Genomic DNA, 19089 nt, shown 5'->3' with positions numbered 1-19089 from the left:
GCACAACTTACCAACGGCGGGAGACGGTCGCCGGGTTCCTTCCCGGAAGGTGGCGTCGGCGGTACGGGGGCGACCGCGAAGGTGCCGGCGAGCCCGTGCCCGCTGAACGCCCGCAAGCCGATCGGGGCGCGCGGCCGTGTGGGGGATGGGAGTTCGTCGCCGTGCCGAGGGTAGTGACGTTCGCCGCTGCGCCGGGGGTTGGGACGTTCGCCGTTGCGTCGACGGCGGTGGCGCGGTGGCTGTCATGCCGGATGGCGTCCCGGTCGATGCCGGAGCGCTCGGCGGAAGGATGCCGCCCCCGCGTCCGTGGCGGGGGGCAACGAAGATGATCCCCGCGCCGCCGTCCATCATCCGGCGTGTGCCGCTCGCGGAGTGCTGTCCGCGGCTGCCCGTCGGTCGCCGCTCACCATGTGAGGGGGCGCCGCCCGGGTGGTCCGCCACGTCGCCCGGGCCGGGGGACGGCCAGGCTGGGGACCTGGCCGTGCGGGCGCGGCGCGGGTCCTACGGGGCGAGGCAGGCCGTGCCGGGGATCTCGCCCGGCAGCGCGAGGCTGGCCGGGTCGACCAGGCCGGTCAGGTCGGTGGCGGTGGTGGACACGCACTCGACCAGCGCGGCCGGGTCGGGGATCGCGGTGTGTGCGGCGGCGGGAGACGCCGGTGCGGTCGCGACGGCGCCGGCGACCAGGGCCAGGGCGGCCAGGCGCGTGGAAACACGCATTGGGGGGTCCTTTCGAGAGGGCGGCTCCCCTGCGGAGCAGCCGGGGAATGGTGGCACAGTGTGCCTTACCCATTACATAGAGTAATATAGCTTGCCTGTGGTCGAGTGAACAGGGAAACGTCGTCGGTGATCTCCGGTCTTGGTGCCCGCGGGAGGGAGGCGCTCGTGCTCGGCGGTGTCGGGGTGGCCGAGGTGGCGTGGCGCGGGTGCGAATGGAAAGATCCGCAAGGGCGTCTTTATTCGGAAAGCCTCGGATATATGGGAATCTGGAGGCGTATCGCGATCAAGCGTCAGCACGTCACCGGGGCGAGGAGGCTCTGATGGACCACCCCTCTCCCGCCCCCGCCCAGCCACCCCCGCACCCCCCGGCCGCCCCGCCCCCGGTCGAGCATCCGCAGCCCGTGAGCGCCCCCTCCCCCCACCCGGAGCCGACCACGCAGAGTGAGCCATCCCCGCAGTCGGCACCCCCTCCACCCGCCGGCCCACCGCCCGCCACACCACCGCCGCAGAGCGATCCCCCTCAGGGACCGACCGGTGGGCTGTCTCAGGAGCCGTGGAGCGATCAGCTTCACGAGACGACGAGTGGCCCGGCGGCGTGGGGCGAGCAGTCTCACGGGGCGGCGGCGTGGAGTGGGCAGCCTCAGAGGCCGGTTGGGGGGCAAGGGGCGTGGAGCGGTCAGTCTCATGGGTCGGCGGGTGGGCCGGTGGCGTGGAGTGGGCAGCCTCAAGGGGGGTGGGGGGATGTGCCTGGGGGGCCTTGGGGTGGGCCTGGGCAGGGGGTTTGGGGGCCTCAGTGGGGGGTGCCTGCGCCGCCGGTGTGGGGGTGGCCGCCGGTCGCCTATCTGCCGCCGCCTCCGCCGGTCCCGCCTGAGGAGCCGCCGGCGCGGGGCGGGCTGTCGACGCTCGGCATCTCGTTGATCATCATCTACGTTCTGGTGGGCGGCTGCTCGGTGGCCAGCGCGCTCGGCATCGTCTTCACCGGCGGCATCCGGTTCGCCGAGCCGGTGGCGCCGGCGGTCTCTGACTCGCCGCCGGACCGGTCGCTCGTGCCGCTGCCGGAGGACGGGACCGGCGAGGGCGCGCCCTCCGCTCCCGCGCCGACGCCGCCGCAGGGGAGCAACCCCGCACAGCCGCCCGCGCAGGGGCCCGCCGTGGGCGGCCTGCCCAACGTGGTCGGCCTGGACGGGGTGGCCGCCCGCCTGCTCCTGGGCACGGCCGGGTACACGTCCGTCACCCTGCAGTCGAGCGACGGGCAACCGGTGACCCTGGAGAACGCCTGGACCGTCGTCGCCCAGTCGCCGCAGGCCGGTACGACGGTGAACCAGGCGGATCCGATCGTGCTGACCGTCAGCCCGACGACGTCGCCACCGGCCGGCCAGCCCACCACAGGCCAGCCCGCCCAGGGTCAGCCCGCCCAGGGTCAGCCCACCACAGGTCAGTCCACCACGGGCCAGCCCACCACGGGCCAGCCCACCACCCCTGCCCCGGGAGGCCCCTGACGGGTCCGTAGGTCCGCGGGTCCGCGGGCCGCGAGTGGTCACCGGGTGTCCGGTGCGCACCGCGCGGGCCCCCGGCGTGCAGGGGGTGACGGGCTGGCCGGGTCAGCCGCCGCTCTTGCGGCGGAAGGAACGGCGGGCGGCCGCGGGGCCGTGCGCGCCGTGGATCTTCGAACGGTTGTTGCCGGAGCCGCTCGCGTTGGCGTCCGCCTGGGACTGACGCTTGCGCTCCAGGGCCTCCCGGAACTTGCGCTTCATCTCATCTTCCGGATCGACCTCGTCCGCGACGTCCGCAAGGTTCTCAGGTTCCGAATCGGTGGCAGCCATGACGACCTCCCTGCTCGTGGACGGAGCCCACATTCTCTCACGCCCGCCCGCGGCCTCCGTGTCAGGCCGCGTCAGGTCCTGTCAAGGCGGGGTCAGGCGGCCTCGAAGGAGCGCTTGGCGAGGCCCATGAAGTAGCCGTCGACGGTGGTGGTGACGGGGGCGCCCGGGTCGGTGGCGGCGCCGAGGGTGACGAAGAGCGGGGTGAAGTGCTCCACGGTCGGGTGCGCGTACGGCATGCCGGGCGCCCGGTGCCGGAACCCGGCCAGCTCGTCCACGTCGCCCCTGGCCAGCGCCTCGGCGGCCCACGCGTCGAAGTCGGCCGACCAGCCGGGGGCGGGGGCGTCCACCCGCATGTCGCGCAGGAAGGGCAGGCCGTGGGTCATGAATCCGGAGCCGATGACGAGCACGCCGTGCTCGCGCAGCTCACGCAGCCGGGCGCCGAGGGCGAGCAGCCGGGCCGGGTCCTGGGTGGGCAGGCTGAGCTGCAGGACGGGGAGGTCGGCGCCGGGATACATCACCTTGAGCGGCACCCAGGCGCCGTGGTCGAGGCCGCGGGAGCGGTGCTCGTGCACGGTCTCGCCGTCGGGCAGCACGGCCAGCACCTGGCGGGCCAGCTCCGTGGCGTCGGGGGTGTCGTAGCGCATCCGGTAGTACATGGGGTCGAAGCCGCCGAAGTCGTACACGGGGGTGGTGTGCGCGGCCGTGCTGGAGATGGCGAGCGGGGCCTGTTCCCAGTGGGCGCTGACGATGAGGATGGCGCGGGGTCTGGGCAGCGCGCGGGCCCAGGCGAAGAGGCGGTCCATCCAGGCGGCTTCCTCGAACAGCGGCGGGGCGCCGTGGCTGAGGTAGAGGGCGGGCAGCGGGCCGTGCTCCGGCGTCCAGGACGCGTGCGCGCCCGCCTGTGCGGTCCTGGCCAGGTGCCGCGTGAAGGGGTGCTCGGGCGAGGTGGGGGTCATGACGCCGTCTCCGATCCGGGCGGGGCCGCCCACAACAAAGTTTAACTCTCAATCAAATGCCCGCGGGAGGTGGCGGATCGTCCGGCGTTCGTGGCGCAGGCGCAGGTCGGCGGGGTGTGTCCGAGGGGTGAGGTGGCGCAATCCGGCCGTTATCCCCTTCTCCCTACCGGATAGCTAGGTTGGAGGTGAGTCGAGGAACGGGGCAGGCATGGACACCGTACCTTTGCCGGGAAGGCGGCGGTCGGACCGGGCCCGGCAGGTGGCGGACCTGCTGCGGCGGGAGATCGTCCGCGGGCGGTTCGGCGCCGGGCACCTGCCGCCGGAGGCGGCGCTCGCCCGCGAGTTCGGCGCCTCGCGCAACACCGTGCGGGACGCGCTGGCCGTGCTGCGCGCCGAGGGCCTGGTCGAGCGGTGTCCGGGCGTGGGCACCACGGTGGCGGCGGAGAAGTACCCGCACGGCCTGCACCGGCTGCTCGGCCTCGCCGAGACGCTGTACGAGCACGGCGAGGTGACCAACGAGGTCCGCGCCATGTCCGTCATCGACGCCCCGCCGCCCGTCGCCGCCCGGCTCGGCCTCCCGGACGGCGAGCGGGTGGTGTACGTCGAACGGCTCCGCCGCCTCAACGGGCTGCCCCTCTCCCTCGACCTCACCTACCTGGCCAGGGACGTCGGCGAACCGCTGTTCGACGCCGACCTCGTCCGCAACGACGTGTTCGTGCTGCTGGAACGGGTGGCCGGGCAGCCGCTCGGGCCGGCCGAACTGACCGTGGAGGCCGTCAACGCCGACCCGCACACCGCGGCCGTGCTCGGCGTCCCACGCGGCGCCGCGCTGCTCCTGGTCGAGCGGTGCGCCCACCTGGCCGACGGGCGTCCCGTCGACCTCGAGTACATCCGGTTCAGAGGCGACCGCCTGACCATGAGCGGCCGCCTGCGACGGGACCCCGGCGAACCCCAGGAGGACACATGGCCCTGATCGACCAGCGCGTCGAGGTCCCGGTGACCATCGACGAGTCGCTCTGCATCGAAGGCTGCACGCTCTGCGTGGACATCTGCCCGCTCGACTCGCTCGCCATCAGCGACGAGACCGGCAAGGCGTACATGCACGTGGACGAGTGCTGGTACTGCGGCCCGTGCGCGGACCGCTGCCCGGCGGACGCGGTCACCGTGAACATCCCCTACCTGCTGCGCTAGGCAGTCCGTTTCCGAAGGAGCCGTGGATGGAGATCCCCCCGATCGAGGACCGGCTGCACCTGGACTGCGAGGTGCTCGTCGTCGGCGGCGGCACCGCGGGCACCATGGCCGCGATCACCGCCGCCGAGCACGGCGCCAGGGTCCTGCTGCTGGAGAAGGCCCACGTACGGCACAGCGGCGCGCTCGCCATGGGGATGGACGGGGTCAACAACGCCGTGATCCCCGGCAAGGCCACCCCCGAGGACTACGTCGCCGAGATCACCCGGGCGAACGACGGGATCGTCAACCAGAAGACGGTCTACCAGACCGCCACCCGCGGCCACGCCATGGTGCGCAGGCTCGAAGGCTACGGCGTGAAGTTCGAGAAGGACGAGCACGGCGACTACGCGGTGCGCCGGGTGCACCGGTCGGGCAGCTACGTGCTGCCGATGCCGGAGGGCAAGGACGTCAAGAAGGTTCTCTACCGGGTGCTGCGCCGCCGTGACATCAGGGAGCGGGTGCGGATCGAGAACCGGGTCATGCCGGTGCGGGTGCTGACCGAGGGCGGCCGGGCGGTGGGGGTGGCCGGGTTCGACACCCGGAGCGGCCGGTTCGTCACGGTGGCGGCGGGCGCGGTCGTGCTGGCCACCGGCGCCTGCGGCCGGCTCGGGCTGCCCGCAGGAGGCTACCTCTACGGCACCTACGAGAACCCGACGAACGCCGGCGACGGGTACGCGATGGCCTACCACGCGGGCGCCGAGCTGAGCGGCATCGAGTGCTTCCAGATCAACCCGCTGATCAAGGACTACAACGGCCCCGCCTGCGCCTACGTCGCCAACCCGTTCGGCGGCTACCAGGTCAACAACCGGGGGGAGCGGTTCGTGGACTCCGACTACTGGTCGGGGCACATGATGGCCGAGGTGGCGCGGGAGATCGCCTCGGCCAGGGGGCCGATCTACCTGAAGCTGTCGCACCTGCCCGGCGAGACGGTCACCGCGGTGGAGCGGATCCTGCACTCCACCGAGCGTCCCACCCGGGGCACGTTCCACGCCGGGCGCGGCCACGACTACCGCACCGACGACGTGGAGATGCACATCTCCGAGATCGGCCTGTGCGGGGGCCACTCGGCGTCCGGCGTGTGGGTGGACGAGCACGGCGCGACAACCGTGCCCGGTCTCTACGCCGCGGGCGACCTGGCCTGCGTGCCGCACAACTACATGATCGGCGCGTTCGTCTTCGGCGATCTCGCGGGCGCGCACGCCGCCGCGTCCCACCGGGTGCCCGCCGGTCTGCCGGAGGGCCAGGTGGCCGAGGCGCACGAGCTGGTTTACCGGCCGCTGCGCCATCCGGACGGCCCGCCGCAGCCGCAGGTGGAGTACAAGCTGCGGCGTTTCGTCAACGACTACGTCGCCCCGCCGAAGACGGCCGCCAAGCTGGAGATCGCGCTGGAGTCCTTCGAGCGGATGCGGGACGAGATCGCCGGGATGGGCGCGCGTACCCCGCACGAGCTGATGCGCTGCGCCGAGGTGGGCTTCATCCGGGACTGCGCGGAGATGGCCGCCCGCTCGTCGCTGACCCGCACCGAGAGCCGGTGGGGCCTCTACCACGACCGGGCCGACCTGCCCGACCGCGACGACGCGAACTGGCTGTTCCACCTGAACCTCCGCAAGCTGCCCGACGGCTCGATGGCGTTCGTCAAGCGTCCGGTGGAGCCCTATCTGGTGCCGGTCGAGGGCTTCGACCCGGTGGCGGCCGAGCCGGAGCCGGTCGCGACGCGGCCGGGCGCGCGGGTCCGCCGGGCGGGCGAGACCCGCGCCGGGCACGCGGCCGTCGGCCGCTCCCCGCGCATCCTGGAGCTGCACCGGATCGCCGAGGAGGCGCCCGACCTGGCCAGGCTCGCCCCCTACCTCGCCGACGAGGAGCCCAAGGTGCGGCGGGCCGCGATCGCCGCCCTCACCGAGACCGTCCCCGAGGGCGCCGGCGTGGCCCTGGCCGCCGCCCTCGCCGACGAGCACGGCACCGTACGGCGGGCCGCCGCGACCGGGCTGCGCGAGCTGGCCGAGGTGCTGCCCGCCACGCCGGAGTTCGGCGCGGCCCTGGCCGAGCGGGTCACCAGCCCGGACGCCTCGGTGCGCGGCACGGTGCTGGACGTCCTGCGCGCGCTGCGCCTGGGCGACGTGGCGCTCTTCGCCGCCGCGCTCGGCGACGACGACCACCGGGTGCGCATCGAGGCGATCCGCGGCCTGGTGTCCCTGGACGAGCCCGGCCCGCTGGCGGGCGCGGCGCGGGACGCCTCCCGGGAGGTCAGGGTGTGGGTGGCCAGGGGGATCGCCGCCGTCGGCCGGCCGTCGCCCGCGCTGGACGGCCTGGCCGCCGACCCCGACCCGCTGGTCAGGGCCGCCGCCCTGGAGTCCTCCGCGGCCACCGGCTCCCCGCTGGTGGACCAGGCCGTGGCGGGAATGGCGGACCCGGCGTGGCAGGTGCGGGCGGGGGCGGCGCGCTGTCTCGGCGCGGCCGGGGAACCGCTGGAACCGCTGGTGGCGGCGCTCGGCGACGGGAACCTCGACGTGCGCAAGGCGGCGGTGCTGGCGCTGGCCGGGCACGTGTCCCGGCCGGAGGTGGCGGCGGCGCTGCGCGGGGCGCTGGCGGACCCCGACGCCGACGTGCGGGCGCATGCCAGGAGGGCACTCGACGGGTAAAGGCGGAACATGCCACGTCATGCGGGTTGACACTTATACCCAGTATTCCTACTGTTTTAATAGGTATATATCCCGACAACGGGCAGGGCGCATGACGGTGTCTCGCAAACAGGTTCACCTCGCGGCTCACTTCCCCGGCGTGAACAACACGACGGTCTGGTCGGATCCCCGATCGGGCAGTCAGATCGACTTCGAATCCTTCCGGCACCTGGCGCGTACGGCCGAACGCGGCAGGTTCGACTTCTTCTTCCTCGCCGAGGGCCTGCGGTTGCGCGAGCTCAAGGGCCGCATCCACGACCTCGACGTGGTCGGCCGTCCGGAATCGCTCACCGTGCTGGCCGCGCTGAGCGCCGTCACCGAACGGCTCGGCCTGGCCGGCACGATCAACGTCACCTTCAACGAACCGTACGAGCTGGCCAGACGCCTGGCCTCGCTCGACCACCTCAGCGGCGGCCGGGCCGCGTGGAACGTGGTGACCACCTCCGACGCGTTCACCGGGGAGAACTTCCGGCGCGGCGGCTATCTCGACCCGGCGGACCGCTATCTGCGCGCGGCCGAGTTCGTGGAGCTCGCCAGGGAGCTGTGGGACTCCTGGCGGCCCGACGCGCTCGCCGCCGACCAGGAGGGCGGCCGGTTCGTCCGGCACGGCGGGATCGGCGACGTCCGGCACCGGGGCCCGCAGTTCGACGTCGAGGGCCGGTTCACCCTGCCGCGCAGCCCGCAGGGACACCCGGTGATCATCCAGGCGGGCGACTCGGACGAGGGACGCGAGTTCGCCGCCGCCACCGCCGACGTCATCTTCAGCAGGCACGGCACCCTGGAGGAGGGCCGGGCCTTCTACGCCGACGTCAAGCGCAGGCTGGCCGGGTACGGCCGCGCGCCGGACAGCCTCAAGATCATGCCAGGGGTGACCTACGCGCTCGGCGACACCGAGGAGGAGGCCGCCGAGAACGCCGCCGAGATCCGCAGGCAGCAGGTGAGCCCGCAGACCGCGATCGCCTTCCTGGAACAGGTGTGGGGCAGGGACATGTCCGGCTACGACACCGACGGCCCGCTGCCCGACGTCGATCCGGTCGTCGGCGGAGGGCTCTCCCAGGGACGGGTCCCGGTGAAGGACCCGCTCGCCGTCGCCGCCAAGTGGCGGGCGCTGGCCGCGGAGAAGAAGCTCAGCATCCGGGAACTCGTCATCGAGGTCACCGGCCGCCAGTCGTTCATCGGCACCCCGCAGAGCGTGGCGGCCAGGATCGACGAGTTCGTGACGACCGACGCCGCCGACGGGTTCATCCTCGTGCCGCACCTCACGCCGGGCGGCCTGGACGACTTCGTGGCCAAGGTCGTGCCGATCCTGCAGGAACGTGGCGTCTTCCGCACCGAGTACACCGGCACCACCCTGCGCGACCATCTCGGCCTGGAGACCCCCGGGAGGACCTCGTGACCGCTCTGCACCTCGCCGTGGCGCTCGACGGGGCCGGCTGGCACCCGGCCGCCTGGCGCGAGCCGACCGCCCGGCCGGGTGACCTGTTCACCGCCGCCCACTGGGCCAAACTGGTCGGCGAGGCCGAGCGCGGCCTGCTCGACTTCGTGACCCTGGAGGACGCCCTCTCCCTCCAGTCCAGCCGCCAGGACGGGCCGGACGACCGGCTCGACCAGGTGCGCGGGCGCTTCGACGCGGTGCTGCTCGCCGCCGCGCTCGCCCCCCTCACCAGCCGGATCGGGCTGGTGCCGACGGCCACCACCACCCACACCGAGCCGTTCCACGTCGCGATGGGCATCGCCACCCTCGACCACGTCAGCGGCGGACGTGCCGGGTGGCGCGCGCAGATCTCGCCGCGCCCGTCCGAAGCGCGGCACTTCGGCCGGCGGGAGTTCCCCGGGCCGGCCCCGGGGCCGCTCGACGACCTGCTGGCGGAGGCCGGGGACGCGGTGGAGGTGGCCCGCCGGCTGTGGGACAGCTGGGAGGACGACGCGGAGATCCGGGACGTGGCCACCGGCCGGTTCATCGACCGGGACAAGCTGCACTACATCGACTTCGACGGCCGGTGGTTCGGCGTCAAAGGGCCGTCGATCACGCCCAGGCCGCCGCAGGGGCAGCCGCCGGTCACCGTGCTCGCGCACGAACGCGCGCCGTACGAGCTGGCCGCCCGCGTCGCCGACGTCGTCTACGTCACCCCGCACGACGCCGGGCAGGCACGGGCCGTCGTCGAGGAGATACGGGGCATCCCCAGGGAGGGCACACCGCTGAAGATCTTCGCCGACGTCCTGGTCTTCCTCGACGGCGAGCCCGGCCGGGCCGCCGCCCGGAAGGCGCGGCTCGACGAGCTGGACCGGGCGGAGCTGGTGTCCGACGCCGCCGTCTTCACCGGCACCCCCGACGAACTCGCCGAGCTGCTCCTCGACTGGCAGCGGGCCGGGATCGAGGGCTTCCGGCTGCGGCCGGGCGCGGTGCCGCACGACCTCAAGGCCATCACCCGGGGCGTCGTCCCCGCCCTGTGCCGGCGGGGCGCCTTCCGCCGCGAATACGAGGCGGCCACCCTGCGCGGCCTGCTCGGCCTCCCCCACCCGGCCAACCGCCACGCGAAGGTGACCACGTCGTGAAATTCCTTGCCATCACGTTGATCGCGTACAACGGCGAGAAGCCGGTCACCGAACGGTTCCGCGAGGTCGTGGACAACGCCGTGCTCGCCGAGGAGCTCGGGTTCGACGGGTTCGGCGTGGGGGAGCGGCACGAGCGGCCGTTCATCTCCTCCTCCCCGCCGGTCGTGCTGAGCCACATCGCCGCCCGCACCTCGGTGATCAGGCTCTTCACCGCGGTCACCACGCTGAGCCTGCTCGACCCGGTACGCGCCTACGAGGACTACGCGACCCTGGACCACCTGTCCGGCGGCCGGCTGGAACTCATCGTCGGCAAGGGCAACGGCGCCGCGCAGGCCCGGCTCTTCCACGTGACCGCCGAGGACCAGTGGGCGCGCAACCGCGAGGGGTACGAGCTGTTCCGCCGGCTCTGGCGGGAGGACAAGGTCACCTGGGAGGGCAGGTTCCGCCCGTCGCTGACCGACGCCGAGACCTGGCCGCCCCCGCTCCAGCAGCCGATCCGGATCTGGCACGGCAGCGCCACCAGCAAGGAGTCGGTGGACCTGGCCGCGCGGTACGGCGACCCGCTGTTCTCCGCCAACGTCACCAACCCGATCGAACCCTACGCCGAGCTGATCGACCACTACCGGGAACGCTGGGCGCACTACGGCCACGACCCGGCGGACATCCTGATCGGCGCCGGCACCGCCGGGTACTACGCCGCGCGGACCTCGCAGGAGGCGATCGACACCTACCGGCCGGTCTACGAGGCGCGGCTCGCGACGTTCCGCCGGCTCGGCCTCGAAGCGGTTTTCCCCACTCTGGAGGACGCCATCGAACGCAGTTCCATCCTGGTCGGCAGCCCGCAGCAGATCATCGACAAGGTGCTCCGCTACCACGAGCGGTTCGGCCCCGGCCACGAGGTGATGCACCTGCACGCGGACGCCGACGGCCTCACCGACAAGCAGCACCGCGCCGCTCTGGAGCTCTTCCAGGCCGAGATCGCCCCGGTGCTCCGCAGGGAGATCCCCAGCAGGCCCTTCCCCGGCCTCGCGCAGGAGAGCGCGCAGGGGCGGAACGGGAGGGTGGCATGAGCAGGTCGCCGTTGTCGATCCTGGACCTCGCGCCGGTCGTGTCCGGCGGCGGCGTCCGGAAGGCGCTGCGTGACACGATCGACCTCGCCCGGCGGGCCGAGGAGTTCGGCTACCACCGCTACTGGCTCGCCGAGCACCACTTCGCGCCCGGGGTGGCGAGCTCCGCGCCGGCCGTGCTCATCGGCCTCGTCGCGGCGGCGACCAGCCGGATCCGGGTCGGCTCGGGAGCCGTCCAGCTCGGCCACCAGACGCCGCTGGCTGTGGTGGAGCAGTTCGGCACCGTCGAGGCGCTGCACCCCGGCCGGATCGACCTCGGGCTCGGCCGCTCCGGGCAGCGCAGGACCGAGCTGCTCCAGGAGCCCGCCCCGGCCCCGGCCCCGGCCCCCCAGGAGGGCAGGACGGTGGACGGGCTGCTCATCCCGCCGCCGTTCTCCTTCGCCGCCGTCGCGAAGTCGCCGCTCTTCACGCTGTACGCCTCGATGATCCAGCAGCCCGGCGCGCAGAGCCCCGACTTCGCCGAGCAGGTGGACGACATCGCCGCGCTGCTCGCCGGTACCTACCGCTCCGCCGACGGCCTCGCCGCGCACGCCGTGCCCGGTGAGGGGGCGGACCTGGAGCTGTGGATCCTGGGCAGCAGCGCGGGCCAGAGCGCCCAGGTCGCCGGGGAACGCGGCCTGCCGTTCGCCGCGAACTACCACGTCAGCCCGGCCACCGTGCTGGAGGCGGTGGACGCCTACCGGGCGGCGTTCAAGCCGTCAGCCGTGCTCGCCGAGCCGCACGTCATGGTGTCCGCGGACGTGCTGGTGGCGGGCGACGACGCCACCGCGCGCGAGCTGGCCGAGCCGTACGGGCTGTGGGTGCGCGGCATCAGGACGGGCGCGGGCGCGCCGCCGTACCCGTCGCCGGAGCAGGCGGCGGCGCACGTGTGGACGGCGGAGGACCGGGAGCTGGTCGCGGACCGGATCGACACCCGCTTCGTGGGCACGCCGCAGGCGGTGGCCGAACGGCTGCGCGTGCTGGAACGGGTGACCGGCGCGGACGAGCTGCTCGTCACCACGATCACGCACGGCCACGCCGACCGGGTGCGTTCCTTCGAGCTGCTCGCCGAGGAGTGGCACCGATAGCGGGGCGTGTCAGGGGCGCGGCGCTCGCTCTCGCGGGCGCCGCGCCCGGTTTCCAAGGGGTTGGTGGAGGGGGTGCCCCGGCCGGAAGGGACGGCCGGGGTGCTGGAGGGGTCAGGCGGCCACCGGGGTGGCCGGGGTGGCGGGGGAGTAGGCGGTGGCGTCGCCGCGCAGCACCGTGCTGGGGCGGCCGTCCACGCCGACCGGGATGTCGCCGGCGACGGTCACCCGGTGCAGGCGGCGCGGCTGGTCGCCGAAGTCGTGGACGACCCGGTGCTGTGTCGCCCGGTTGTCCCAGACGGCCACGTCGCCGGGCGCCCAGCGCCAGCGGACGGTGTTCTCCACCTGGGTCACCTGGTCCTGGACGAGCCGGATGATCGAGGCGGAGGTCTCGCCGGACAGGCCCGCGACGCGCTTGGCGAAGTCGCCGAGCAGGATCGAGCGCTCCCCGGTCTCGGGGTGCACCCGGACCACCGGGTGCTCGGTCTCGTAGAGCGTGGAGGCGAAGACCCTGGCGTACTCGCGGGTGCGCTCGGGGTTGTCGGCGGTGGCGATGCGCGCGTAGTCGTACTCGTTGGTGTGCACGGCGCGCAGCCGGTCGAGCAGGTCGCGCAGCTCGGCGGGCAGGTTCTGGTAGGCCGCCACCGTGTTGGCCCAGAGCGTGTCGCCGCCGGCGGGCGGCACCTCGACGGCGCGCAGCACCGAGGCGAGCGGCGGACGGTCCACGAAGGTGACGTCGGTGTGCCAGCGGTCGACCTTCTGGCCGTGGCTGTAGTCGAGGTCGAGGATGTGCGTGTTGCCGTCGAGGGCGGGCACGGTCGGGTGCGCGGTGGTCAGCTCGCCGAGCAGCCGGGCGAACGCCACCTGGCTCTGCTCGTCCAGATGCTCCTGGCCGCGGAAGAAGATCACTTTGTGCGCGAGCAGCGCGGCGCGGATCTCCGCGACGACGTCCTCCGGCAGGTCGCCGCCGAGCCGGACGCCCGAGATCTGGGCGCCGACCCGGCCGGCCACGGGTGCGATGGTCAGGGATGACATGAGGTTCTTCCTTCCGTCGGAAATGGGATCGGGGATCGGAAGGAACGACAGAGCGCGCTGGCCACGCGGCAGAAGTCCACGTGACCTCGGATGGTGAGAACCGTGGTCGTCACGCTTTCCACGGTAGACGTGCACGCAGCGCAAAGTCAACACAACCAGTAGGGAATTAGGGGATCTCTGCAGGGGTTGACGGGCGGCTGTCTGGGTTCTATAAAACGACTAAGCCTACTTACTAAGTGGGAAATATGGAGTGTTTCGGGGATGTGTCGGATACGAGCTCGCCGGTGCGGGCTCACCGGTTCGCGGCGCCATGAGCGGTGCCGTCCCGTGGCGGCGCCCGGACCTCCACCAGGTGACCGACTGAGGAGAGATGCGGATCTCCGCCAGAACCCAATACGCCCTGCGCGCGGCTGCGGAACTGGCCGCCGCGCCACCCGGCCCGGTGCCCGCGGAGAAGATCGCCGCCGCGCAGAGCATCCCGCGCCGCTTCCTGGACAACATCCTGCTCCAGCTCCGCCGGGCCGGGCTGCTGTACAGCCAGCGCGGCCCCGAGGGCGGATACTGGCTGGCCAGGCCGGCCGCGGAGATCACCCTGGCGGACATCGTCGTGGTCATCGAAGGGGTGCCCAACGGGCCCGCCCGCGGCGACTACCCGGGTGTCGCCCGCCCCCTGGCCGACGTCTGGTACGCCCTGCGGGACCACGAGGAGACCCTGCTGGCCGAGATCACCCTCGCCCACGTCGCCAGCGGCGTCCTGCCCGGCCGGCCCGAGCCCGACGACCCGGCCGAAACCCGTCCGGTGTGAACCGCCGCCCCGCCGCTCAGAGGCGCGGCAGGCGGGGGACGCTGCCGACCAGCCTGCGGGTGTAGGAGTGGGCCGGGGAGCCGAGGACCGAGGCGGTGTCGCCCTGCTCGACGATCCGGCCGTGTTCGAGGACCGCCGTGTGCCGGCACAGGGCGGCCACCACGGCGAGGTCGTGCGAGACCATCACGACGGTCAGGCCGTACGTGTCGCGCAGCTCGGCGAGCAGGTCGACGATGCGCACCCGGGTGGACACGTCCAGCGCGCTGACCGGCTCGTCGGCCAGCAGGACCCGCGGCTCGCAGACGATGGCGCGGGCGATGGCGATCCGCTGGCGCTGACCGCCGGAGAACTCGTGCGGATAACGTCCGGCCGCCTCCTCCGGCAGCCCCACGGCCCGCAACGCCGCCCCGACCCGCTCCGCGACCGCGGCCTTCCCGCCTCTCGGCGCCGGTCCGGCCGCGCCGGAGGACGCGGGGAGGCCGAGGGAACGGAGGGGTTCGGCGACGATCCTGCCCACCCGCTGCCTCGGGTCGAGCGAGGAGTACGGGTCCTGGAAGACCGGCTGGACGCCGCGCCGGAACTCCCGCATCAGGGACCGGTCCCGGGTCGCCAGCTCCCGGCCGTCGAACAGGACGCGTCCGGTGCTGGGCCTGGTCAGGCCGAGGAGCAGGCGCAGCAGCGTGGTCTTGCCGGCGCCGGACTCGCCGACCAGGGCCAGGCTGCGTCCCGGGACGACCGAGACGGAGACGTCGGCGAGCGCGGGGGCCGCCCCTCGGTAGGCGAACCCCACCCGGTCCGCCGCCAGGACGGCGGGGGGCGTGGCGGGCGGCGTCACGGGCTCTCCTCGGGAGTGGGGCGGGGAAGCGGTCACGGGGCGAGGTCCAGGGCGCTGTCGAGTTCCCTGGCGCTGGCGACCAGGGAACGGGTGTAGGGATGGGCGGGGGCGCGCACGATGTCGGCGACCGCGCCGGACTCGACGGCCACGCCGTCCTTGAGCACGACGACCCGGTCGGTCACCGCGGAGACGACCGCGAGGTCGTGGCTGATGAACAGCAGGGCCATCCCCTTCTCCCTGACCAGCGCGTCCAGCAGGGCCAGCACGTCGGCCTGCACGGTCACGTCCAGCGCGGTGGTCGGCTCGTCGGCGATCAGCAGCGCCGGTTCGCAGGCCAGGGCCATCGCGATCGCGACCCGCTGGCGCTGCCCGCCGGAGATCTGGTGCGGGAACGCCTTCGCGATACGGTCGGGCTCGGCCAGCCGTACCTCGGTCAGGGCGGCGCGCACGGCGGCGCGCAGCGCGGCTCCGCGCAGGCCACGCCGGCGGCGGAGCGGCTCGGCGAGCTGGCGGCCGACCCTCATCAGCGGGTCGAGCGCGGTCAGCGGCTCCTGGAAGACGACGGTGGCCGCCCTGCCGCGCAGCGCGTTGAGCCGCTGCTCGGCGAGGCCGGCGACCTCGGTCCTGCCGAGGCCGGGGACGTCCAGCACGACGCCGCCCGCGACGGTCATCCCCGCGGGCAGCAGCCCCATGATCGCCAGCGCGGTCAGCGACTTGCCCGACCCCGATTCGCCGATCAGGCCGAGCCGCTCGCCCGCGTCCACCGCGAAGGACACGTCGCGGACCAGCTCGCGGCCGTCGGCGGCGGCCACCCGCAGCCCGGTCACCTCCAGCAGGCTCATCGCGTCCTCCGACGGAGGGAACGGACGGGGCGGTCGGGCCGGTCGGGGGTCATCGCGTCCTCCGGCGGGTCGGGTCGGCCACGTCGCGCAGGCCGTCGGCGATCAGGTTGACGCCGACGACCAGGGCCACCACCAGGACGCCGGGGGCGATCGCGCCGACCGGCGCGACCAGGACGGTGGCCTGGGCCTCCTGGAGCATGCGCCCCCACGAGGCGTTGGGCGGCGGCGGGCCGAGGCCGAGATAGGACAGCGACGCCTCGGCGAGTACGGCGAGGCCGAGCTGGAGGGCCAGGTTGACCACGAGCGTCGGCCAGATGTTGGGCAGCACGTGCTCGGTCACGATCCTGCGCCACGACGTGCCGGACGTGCGCGCGGCCGTGATGTAGTCCTGCGCGAGCACCCGTTTGACCAGCACCCGGGTCAGCCGCGCCACCACCGCGGACATCGCCAGGCCGATGGCCAGGATCGCCGAGCCGAGCGAGGCGTCGCGCACCGCGACCAGCAGCATGGCGAGCAGCAGGGTGGGGAAGGCGATGAGGATGTCCAGCACGACGGCGACGGTGTCGTCCAGCCAGCGGGTGGCGAACCCGGCGACCAGCCCGGCGGCGACGCCGAGCAGCCCGCCGAGCGCGACGGACCCGAGCCCGACCCCGAGCGCGATCCTGGCGCCGATCATGAGCTGGGTGAACAGGTCCCTGCCCAGCTTGTCGGTGCCGAGCAGGTGCGGCAGGCCGGGCGGGGCGAGCCGCCCGCCCGAGGTGTCCTCCGGCGGGTACGGCAGCCAGAGGAACGACACGACCGCGATCGCCACCACGGCGCCGGCCAGCACGCAGCCCGACACGAGAGTGAGCCGTCTCACGACGAGCCTCCGCGCAGCCGGGGGTCGATGAGCCGCTGGACGAGGTCGGCGGCGAAGCCGATCATCAGCACGGCGAAGGTGCTGACCACCAGGATGCCCTGGATGACGGGATAGTCGTGTTCCTCGATCCCCTTGACGAGCATGCTGCCCAGTCCGGGCAGCGCGAAGACGCTCTCCACCACGACCGCGCCCAGGAAGGTGGTGGCCAGCTCGATGCCGAGGATGGACACCACGGGGACGGCCGCGTTGCGCAACCCGTGCCGCCACATCGCACGCGGGAAGGAGGAGCCGAGCGCGCGGAAGGTGCGCAGGTAGTCGCTGTCCAGCACGTCCAGCGTGGCCGAGCGGACATAGCGGATGAGCGAGGCGGACATCACCAGCGCGATGGTCGCCACCGGCAGCGCCAGGGACGTGAGCGCGTCGGCCGGATCGGCCCAGTCGTCCCTGGGGAAGCCGCCCGCCGGGAACAGCCGGAGGTTCAGCGCGAAGACGGTGATCAGCAGCATCCCGATCCAGAACGCCGGCACCGCGATGCCGAGCTGGGACAGCCCGCCGAGCAGCGTGCCGTACCAGCGGTCGGCGCGGCGCGCGGCGACGTACCCGACCGGTACGGCGAGCAGCACCGCGAGCAGGAAGGACAGCAGCGTGAGCGGCACGGTGACCACCAGCCGGGCCGCGATCTCCGGCCCGACCGGCACCTTGCCGACGAAGGACTCGCCGAGGTCGAGCGAGGCCATGTCACCCGCCCACGACGTGAACTGCGCGAGCAGCGGCTGGTCGGAGCCGATCTGGCGGCGGGCGGCGGCGATCTGCTCCGGAGTGGCGCCGACCGACAGCAGCGAGTTGGCCGGGTCGCCGGGCAGCAGGCGCAGCAGCAGGAAGAGCAGCGCGCCCGCCAGCACCAGCGACACCAGCAGGAACGCCGTCCGCCGCAGCAGGTAGGCGGTCAAAGGTCAGCTCTTCTTGATCCCGTAGGCGTAGAACTGCGAGTTGAGGCCGTTGACCGGGTAGCCGGACAGGTTCGACGCCGCGACGACGATCTGCGGGTAGAGGTAGAGCCAGTCGCTGGCCGCGTCGTCGGCGATCTGCCGGTTGACCTTCTTGAGCAGCTCGGTCTGCTGTTCCACGGTGTCGGACCGCTCGGCGTCCTTGACCCACTTGGCGACGTCGGGGTTGTCGTAGCCCCAGTAGAAGTCCGGGTTGCCGTACCAGACCACGTCGCGGTCGTTGACGTGCTCCTGGAGCGTGGCCGTGAAGTCGCGGTTCTTGTAGACCTTGGTGTACCACTCGTCGGCGGTGATGACGTTGATCGTCACGTTGATGCCGACCTTGGCCAGCTCGCTCTTGATGAACGTGGCGGCCGTCGGGTGCGGGTCGTAGCTGGGGGTGTCCAGGGTGAAGGAGAAGCCGTCGGGGTAGCCGGCCTGGGCGAGCTGCTGCTTGGCGAGGTTCACGTCGTAGGGGTTCACCGAGGTGAGGTCCTCGTACCACGGGTCGCTCGGCGGCACCATCGACCCGATCAGCGTGCCGTACCCGGCCCAGATGGAGTCCAGCAGCTTCTTGTCGTCGATCGCCGAGCTGACCGCCTTGCGGACCAGCCGGTCGTTGAACGGCTTCACCCGGTCGTTGAAGGCCAGCAGCAGCTTGGTCGTCGACTTGCCGTTGGTGATCTTGTAGTCGTCGTTGCCCTGGAACTGCGCCAAAGCGTCCGGGCTCTGCTCACTGGTGACGATGTCCACCGCGTTGGTCAGCAGCGCGTTGTTGAGCGCGGTGGCCTCGGTGAAGTAGTGGAACACCACGCCCTTGTTGGCCGGCTTCGTCCCCCAGTAGCCGTCGAAGCGGTCCAGGCTCAGCGTCGAGCCGCGCTTCCAGGCGCCCAGCTTGTACGGGCCGGTGCCGTCCTCGGAGGTCGCGAGGTCCTTGGCCGCGTGGTTGATGATCCACACGTAGCTGAGGTTGTAGACGAACGAGATCGACTTGTCCGACAGCTTCACCACCACGGTGGCGTCGTCCGGCGTCTCGATGCTCTTGATCACGTCGAAGCTGCTCTTGCGGGCCGACTGCGAGTCGTCCGCGGTGACCTTCTCGATGCTGTACTTCACGTCCGCCGAGGTCAGCGGCGCCCCCGAGTGGAACGTCACGCCCTGGCGCAGCTTGAACGTGTAGGTGAGCCCGTCCGGGCTGACCTCCTGGCTCTCGGCCAGCAGGTTCTCCACCTTGCCCTCGTCGGTGAGCCGGAACAGGCCCTCGTAGACGTTGCCGTTGAACGCCTCGGTCACGCCCTGCCCGCCGCCGGCGGTGTTGTCCAGGTTCTGCGGTTCGTAGAGGGAACCGATCTCGATCGTGGCCTCGGGGTCGTGCGAGCCGGACGCCGCCGTGCCCGCCGGCGCACCCTGCGCCCCGGACTCGGGCCCGGACCCGGAGCCGCAGCCGGTGAGGGTGAGCGCGACCGCTATGACGGCGCCGATGAGCCACGGCGTCTTCCTGTTCACTGACACTCCTGCTCGACGCTTGGCGTCATGGGGATTTTTTGGGATAAAAGGTAGGTTGAGGAGATTTTAG

18 protein-coding genes are annotated in these 19089 nt (G+C 72.8%); 9 read left to right on the top strand and 9 right to left on the bottom strand.

The window, feature by feature from the left end:
• Positions 1 to 501: 501 nt before the first annotated feature.
• Positions 502 to 717 (bottom strand): hypothetical protein, encoded by a 216-nt coding sequence (locus tag QSK26_RS39370; RefSeq protein ID WP_285780469.1) that lies wholly within the window; start codon positions 715 to 717, stop codon positions 502 to 504.
• 815 nt (positions 718 to 1532) lie between these two features.
• On the opposite strand from QSK26_RS39370, the gene QSK26_RS39365 reads away from it, so the two are divergent.
• Positions 1533 to 2216, top strand: coding sequence for a PASTA domain-containing protein (locus tag QSK26_RS39365; RefSeq protein WP_285780468.1), 684 nt, complete (start codon positions 1533 to 1535; stop codon positions 2214 to 2216).
• A 102-nt stretch (positions 2217 to 2318) separates the two neighbouring features.
• On the opposite strand, the gene QSK26_RS39360 is transcribed toward QSK26_RS39365, so the two are convergent.
• Together QSK26_RS39360 and QSK26_RS39355 are read right to left on the bottom strand one after the other, a co-directional pair.
• Entirely contained in the window at positions 2319 to 2540 is a 222-nt protein-coding gene (locus tag QSK26_RS39360; RefSeq protein ID WP_285780467.1) for a DUF5302 domain-containing protein, read from the bottom strand.
• 92 nt (positions 2541 to 2632) lie between these two features.
• Positions 2633 to 3496: a dioxygenase family protein gene (locus tag QSK26_RS39355; protein WP_285780466.1), complete on the bottom strand. Its 864-nt coding sequence runs from the start codon at positions 3494 to 3496 to the stop codon at positions 2633 to 2635.
• A gap of 208 nt (positions 3497 to 3704) precedes the next feature.
• Between QSK26_RS39355 and QSK26_RS39350 the strand changes: the two genes are divergently transcribed.
• From QSK26_RS39350 to QSK26_RS39320, 7 genes are all read left to right on the top strand, one after another.
• Complete coding sequence (locus tag QSK26_RS39350; RefSeq protein WP_285780465.1) at positions 3705 to 4469, top strand: GntR family transcriptional regulator; 765 nt, start codon at positions 3705 to 3707, stop codon at positions 4467 to 4469.
• Positions 4460 to 4687 carry a 4Fe-4S dicluster domain-containing protein gene (locus QSK26_RS39345; RefSeq protein ID WP_285780464.1) on the top strand — a complete coding sequence of 76 codons (228 nt, stop codon included), beginning with the start codon at positions 4460 to 4462 and terminating at the stop codon, positions 4685 to 4687. The genes QSK26_RS39350 and QSK26_RS39345 overlap by 10 nt, the downstream gene beginning before the upstream one ends.
• Before the next feature lie 26 nt (positions 4688 to 4713).
• Positions 4714 to 7365, top strand: coding sequence for a fumarate reductase/succinate dehydrogenase flavoprotein subunit (locus tag QSK26_RS39340; RefSeq protein WP_285780463.1), 2652 nt, complete (start codon positions 4714 to 4716; stop codon positions 7363 to 7365).
• Between the two features lie 139 nt (positions 7366 to 7504).
• Entirely contained in the window at positions 7505 to 8800 is a 1296-nt protein-coding gene (locus tag QSK26_RS39335; RefSeq protein WP_285780462.1) for an NtaA/DmoA family FMN-dependent monooxygenase, read from the top strand.
• Positions 8797 to 9960 carry an LLM class flavin-dependent oxidoreductase gene (locus tag QSK26_RS39330; protein ID WP_285780461.1) on the top strand — a complete coding sequence of 388 codons (1164 nt, stop codon included), beginning with the start codon at positions 8797 to 8799 and terminating at the stop codon, positions 9958 to 9960. The genes QSK26_RS39335 and QSK26_RS39330 overlap by 4 nt, the downstream gene beginning before the upstream one ends.
• Positions 9957 to 11030, top strand: coding sequence for an LLM class flavin-dependent oxidoreductase (locus QSK26_RS39325; RefSeq protein ID WP_285780460.1), 1074 nt, complete (start codon positions 9957 to 9959; stop codon positions 11028 to 11030). The genes QSK26_RS39330 and QSK26_RS39325 overlap by 4 nt, the downstream gene beginning before the upstream one ends.
• Positions 11027 to 12154: an LLM class flavin-dependent oxidoreductase gene (locus QSK26_RS39320; protein ID WP_285780459.1), complete on the top strand. Its 1128-nt coding sequence runs from the start codon at positions 11027 to 11029 to the stop codon at positions 12152 to 12154. The genes QSK26_RS39325 and QSK26_RS39320 overlap by 4 nt, the downstream gene beginning before the upstream one ends.
• 111 nt (positions 12155 to 12265) lie before the next feature.
• Here the strand turns inward: QSK26_RS39320 and QSK26_RS39315 are convergent, their stop codons facing one another.
• Positions 12266 to 13186, bottom strand: coding sequence for a TauD/TfdA dioxygenase family protein (locus QSK26_RS39315; RefSeq protein ID WP_285780458.1), 921 nt, complete (start codon positions 13184 to 13186; stop codon positions 12266 to 12268).
• Between the two features lie 370 nt (positions 13187 to 13556).
• Between QSK26_RS39315 and QSK26_RS39310 the strand changes: the two genes are divergently transcribed.
• The gene (locus QSK26_RS39310) at positions 13557 to 13991 is read left to right on the top strand and encodes an RrF2 family transcriptional regulator (protein WP_285780457.1); all 435 of its coding nucleotides are present in this window, start codon (positions 13557 to 13559) and stop codon (positions 13989 to 13991) included.
• A gap of 16 nt (positions 13992 to 14007) precedes the next feature.
• Here QSK26_RS39310 and QSK26_RS39305 read toward each other — a convergent pair whose 3' ends face one another.
• From QSK26_RS39305 to QSK26_RS39285, 5 genes are read right to left on the bottom strand one after another with little or no spacing between them, the layout of a single operon-like run.
• Positions 14008 to 14826, bottom strand: a complete 819-nt coding sequence (locus tag QSK26_RS39305) for an ABC transporter ATP-binding protein (protein ID WP_285780456.1) — start codon at positions 14824 to 14826, stop codon at positions 14008 to 14010.
• A gap of 32 nt (positions 14827 to 14858) precedes the next feature.
• Positions 14859 to 15668: an ATP-binding cassette domain-containing protein gene (locus QSK26_RS39300; RefSeq protein ID WP_285780455.1), complete on the bottom strand. Its 810-nt coding sequence runs from the start codon at positions 15666 to 15668 to the stop codon at positions 14859 to 14861.
• 49 nt (positions 15669 to 15717) lie between these two features.
• Positions 15718 to 16527, bottom strand: coding sequence for an ABC transporter permease (locus QSK26_RS39295; protein ID WP_285780454.1), 810 nt, complete (start codon positions 16525 to 16527; stop codon positions 15718 to 15720).
• Positions 16524 to 17477 carry an ABC transporter permease gene (locus QSK26_RS39290; RefSeq protein ID WP_285780453.1) on the bottom strand — a complete coding sequence of 318 codons (954 nt, stop codon included), beginning with the start codon at positions 17475 to 17477 and terminating at the stop codon, positions 16524 to 16526. Before QSK26_RS39290 ends, QSK26_RS39295 begins: the two co-directional genes overlap by 4 nt.
• Positions 17478 to 17480: 3 nt before the next feature.
• A complete protein-coding gene (locus QSK26_RS39285) occupies positions 17481 to 19019 on the bottom strand; it encodes an ABC transporter substrate-binding protein (protein WP_285780452.1) in 1539 nt (512 codons plus the stop codon).
• Between the last annotated feature and the right edge of the window lie 70 nt (positions 19020 to 19089).

It is taken from the genome of Microtetraspora sp. NBRC 13810, from assembly GCF_030268685.1.
Taxonomy (GTDB): Bacteria; Actinomycetota; Actinomycetes; order Streptosporangiales; family Streptosporangiaceae; genus BSRQ01.
The sequence above is the reverse complement of the archived record's forward strand: the minus strand, read 5'-3'. Positions and strand labels throughout refer to the sequence as shown.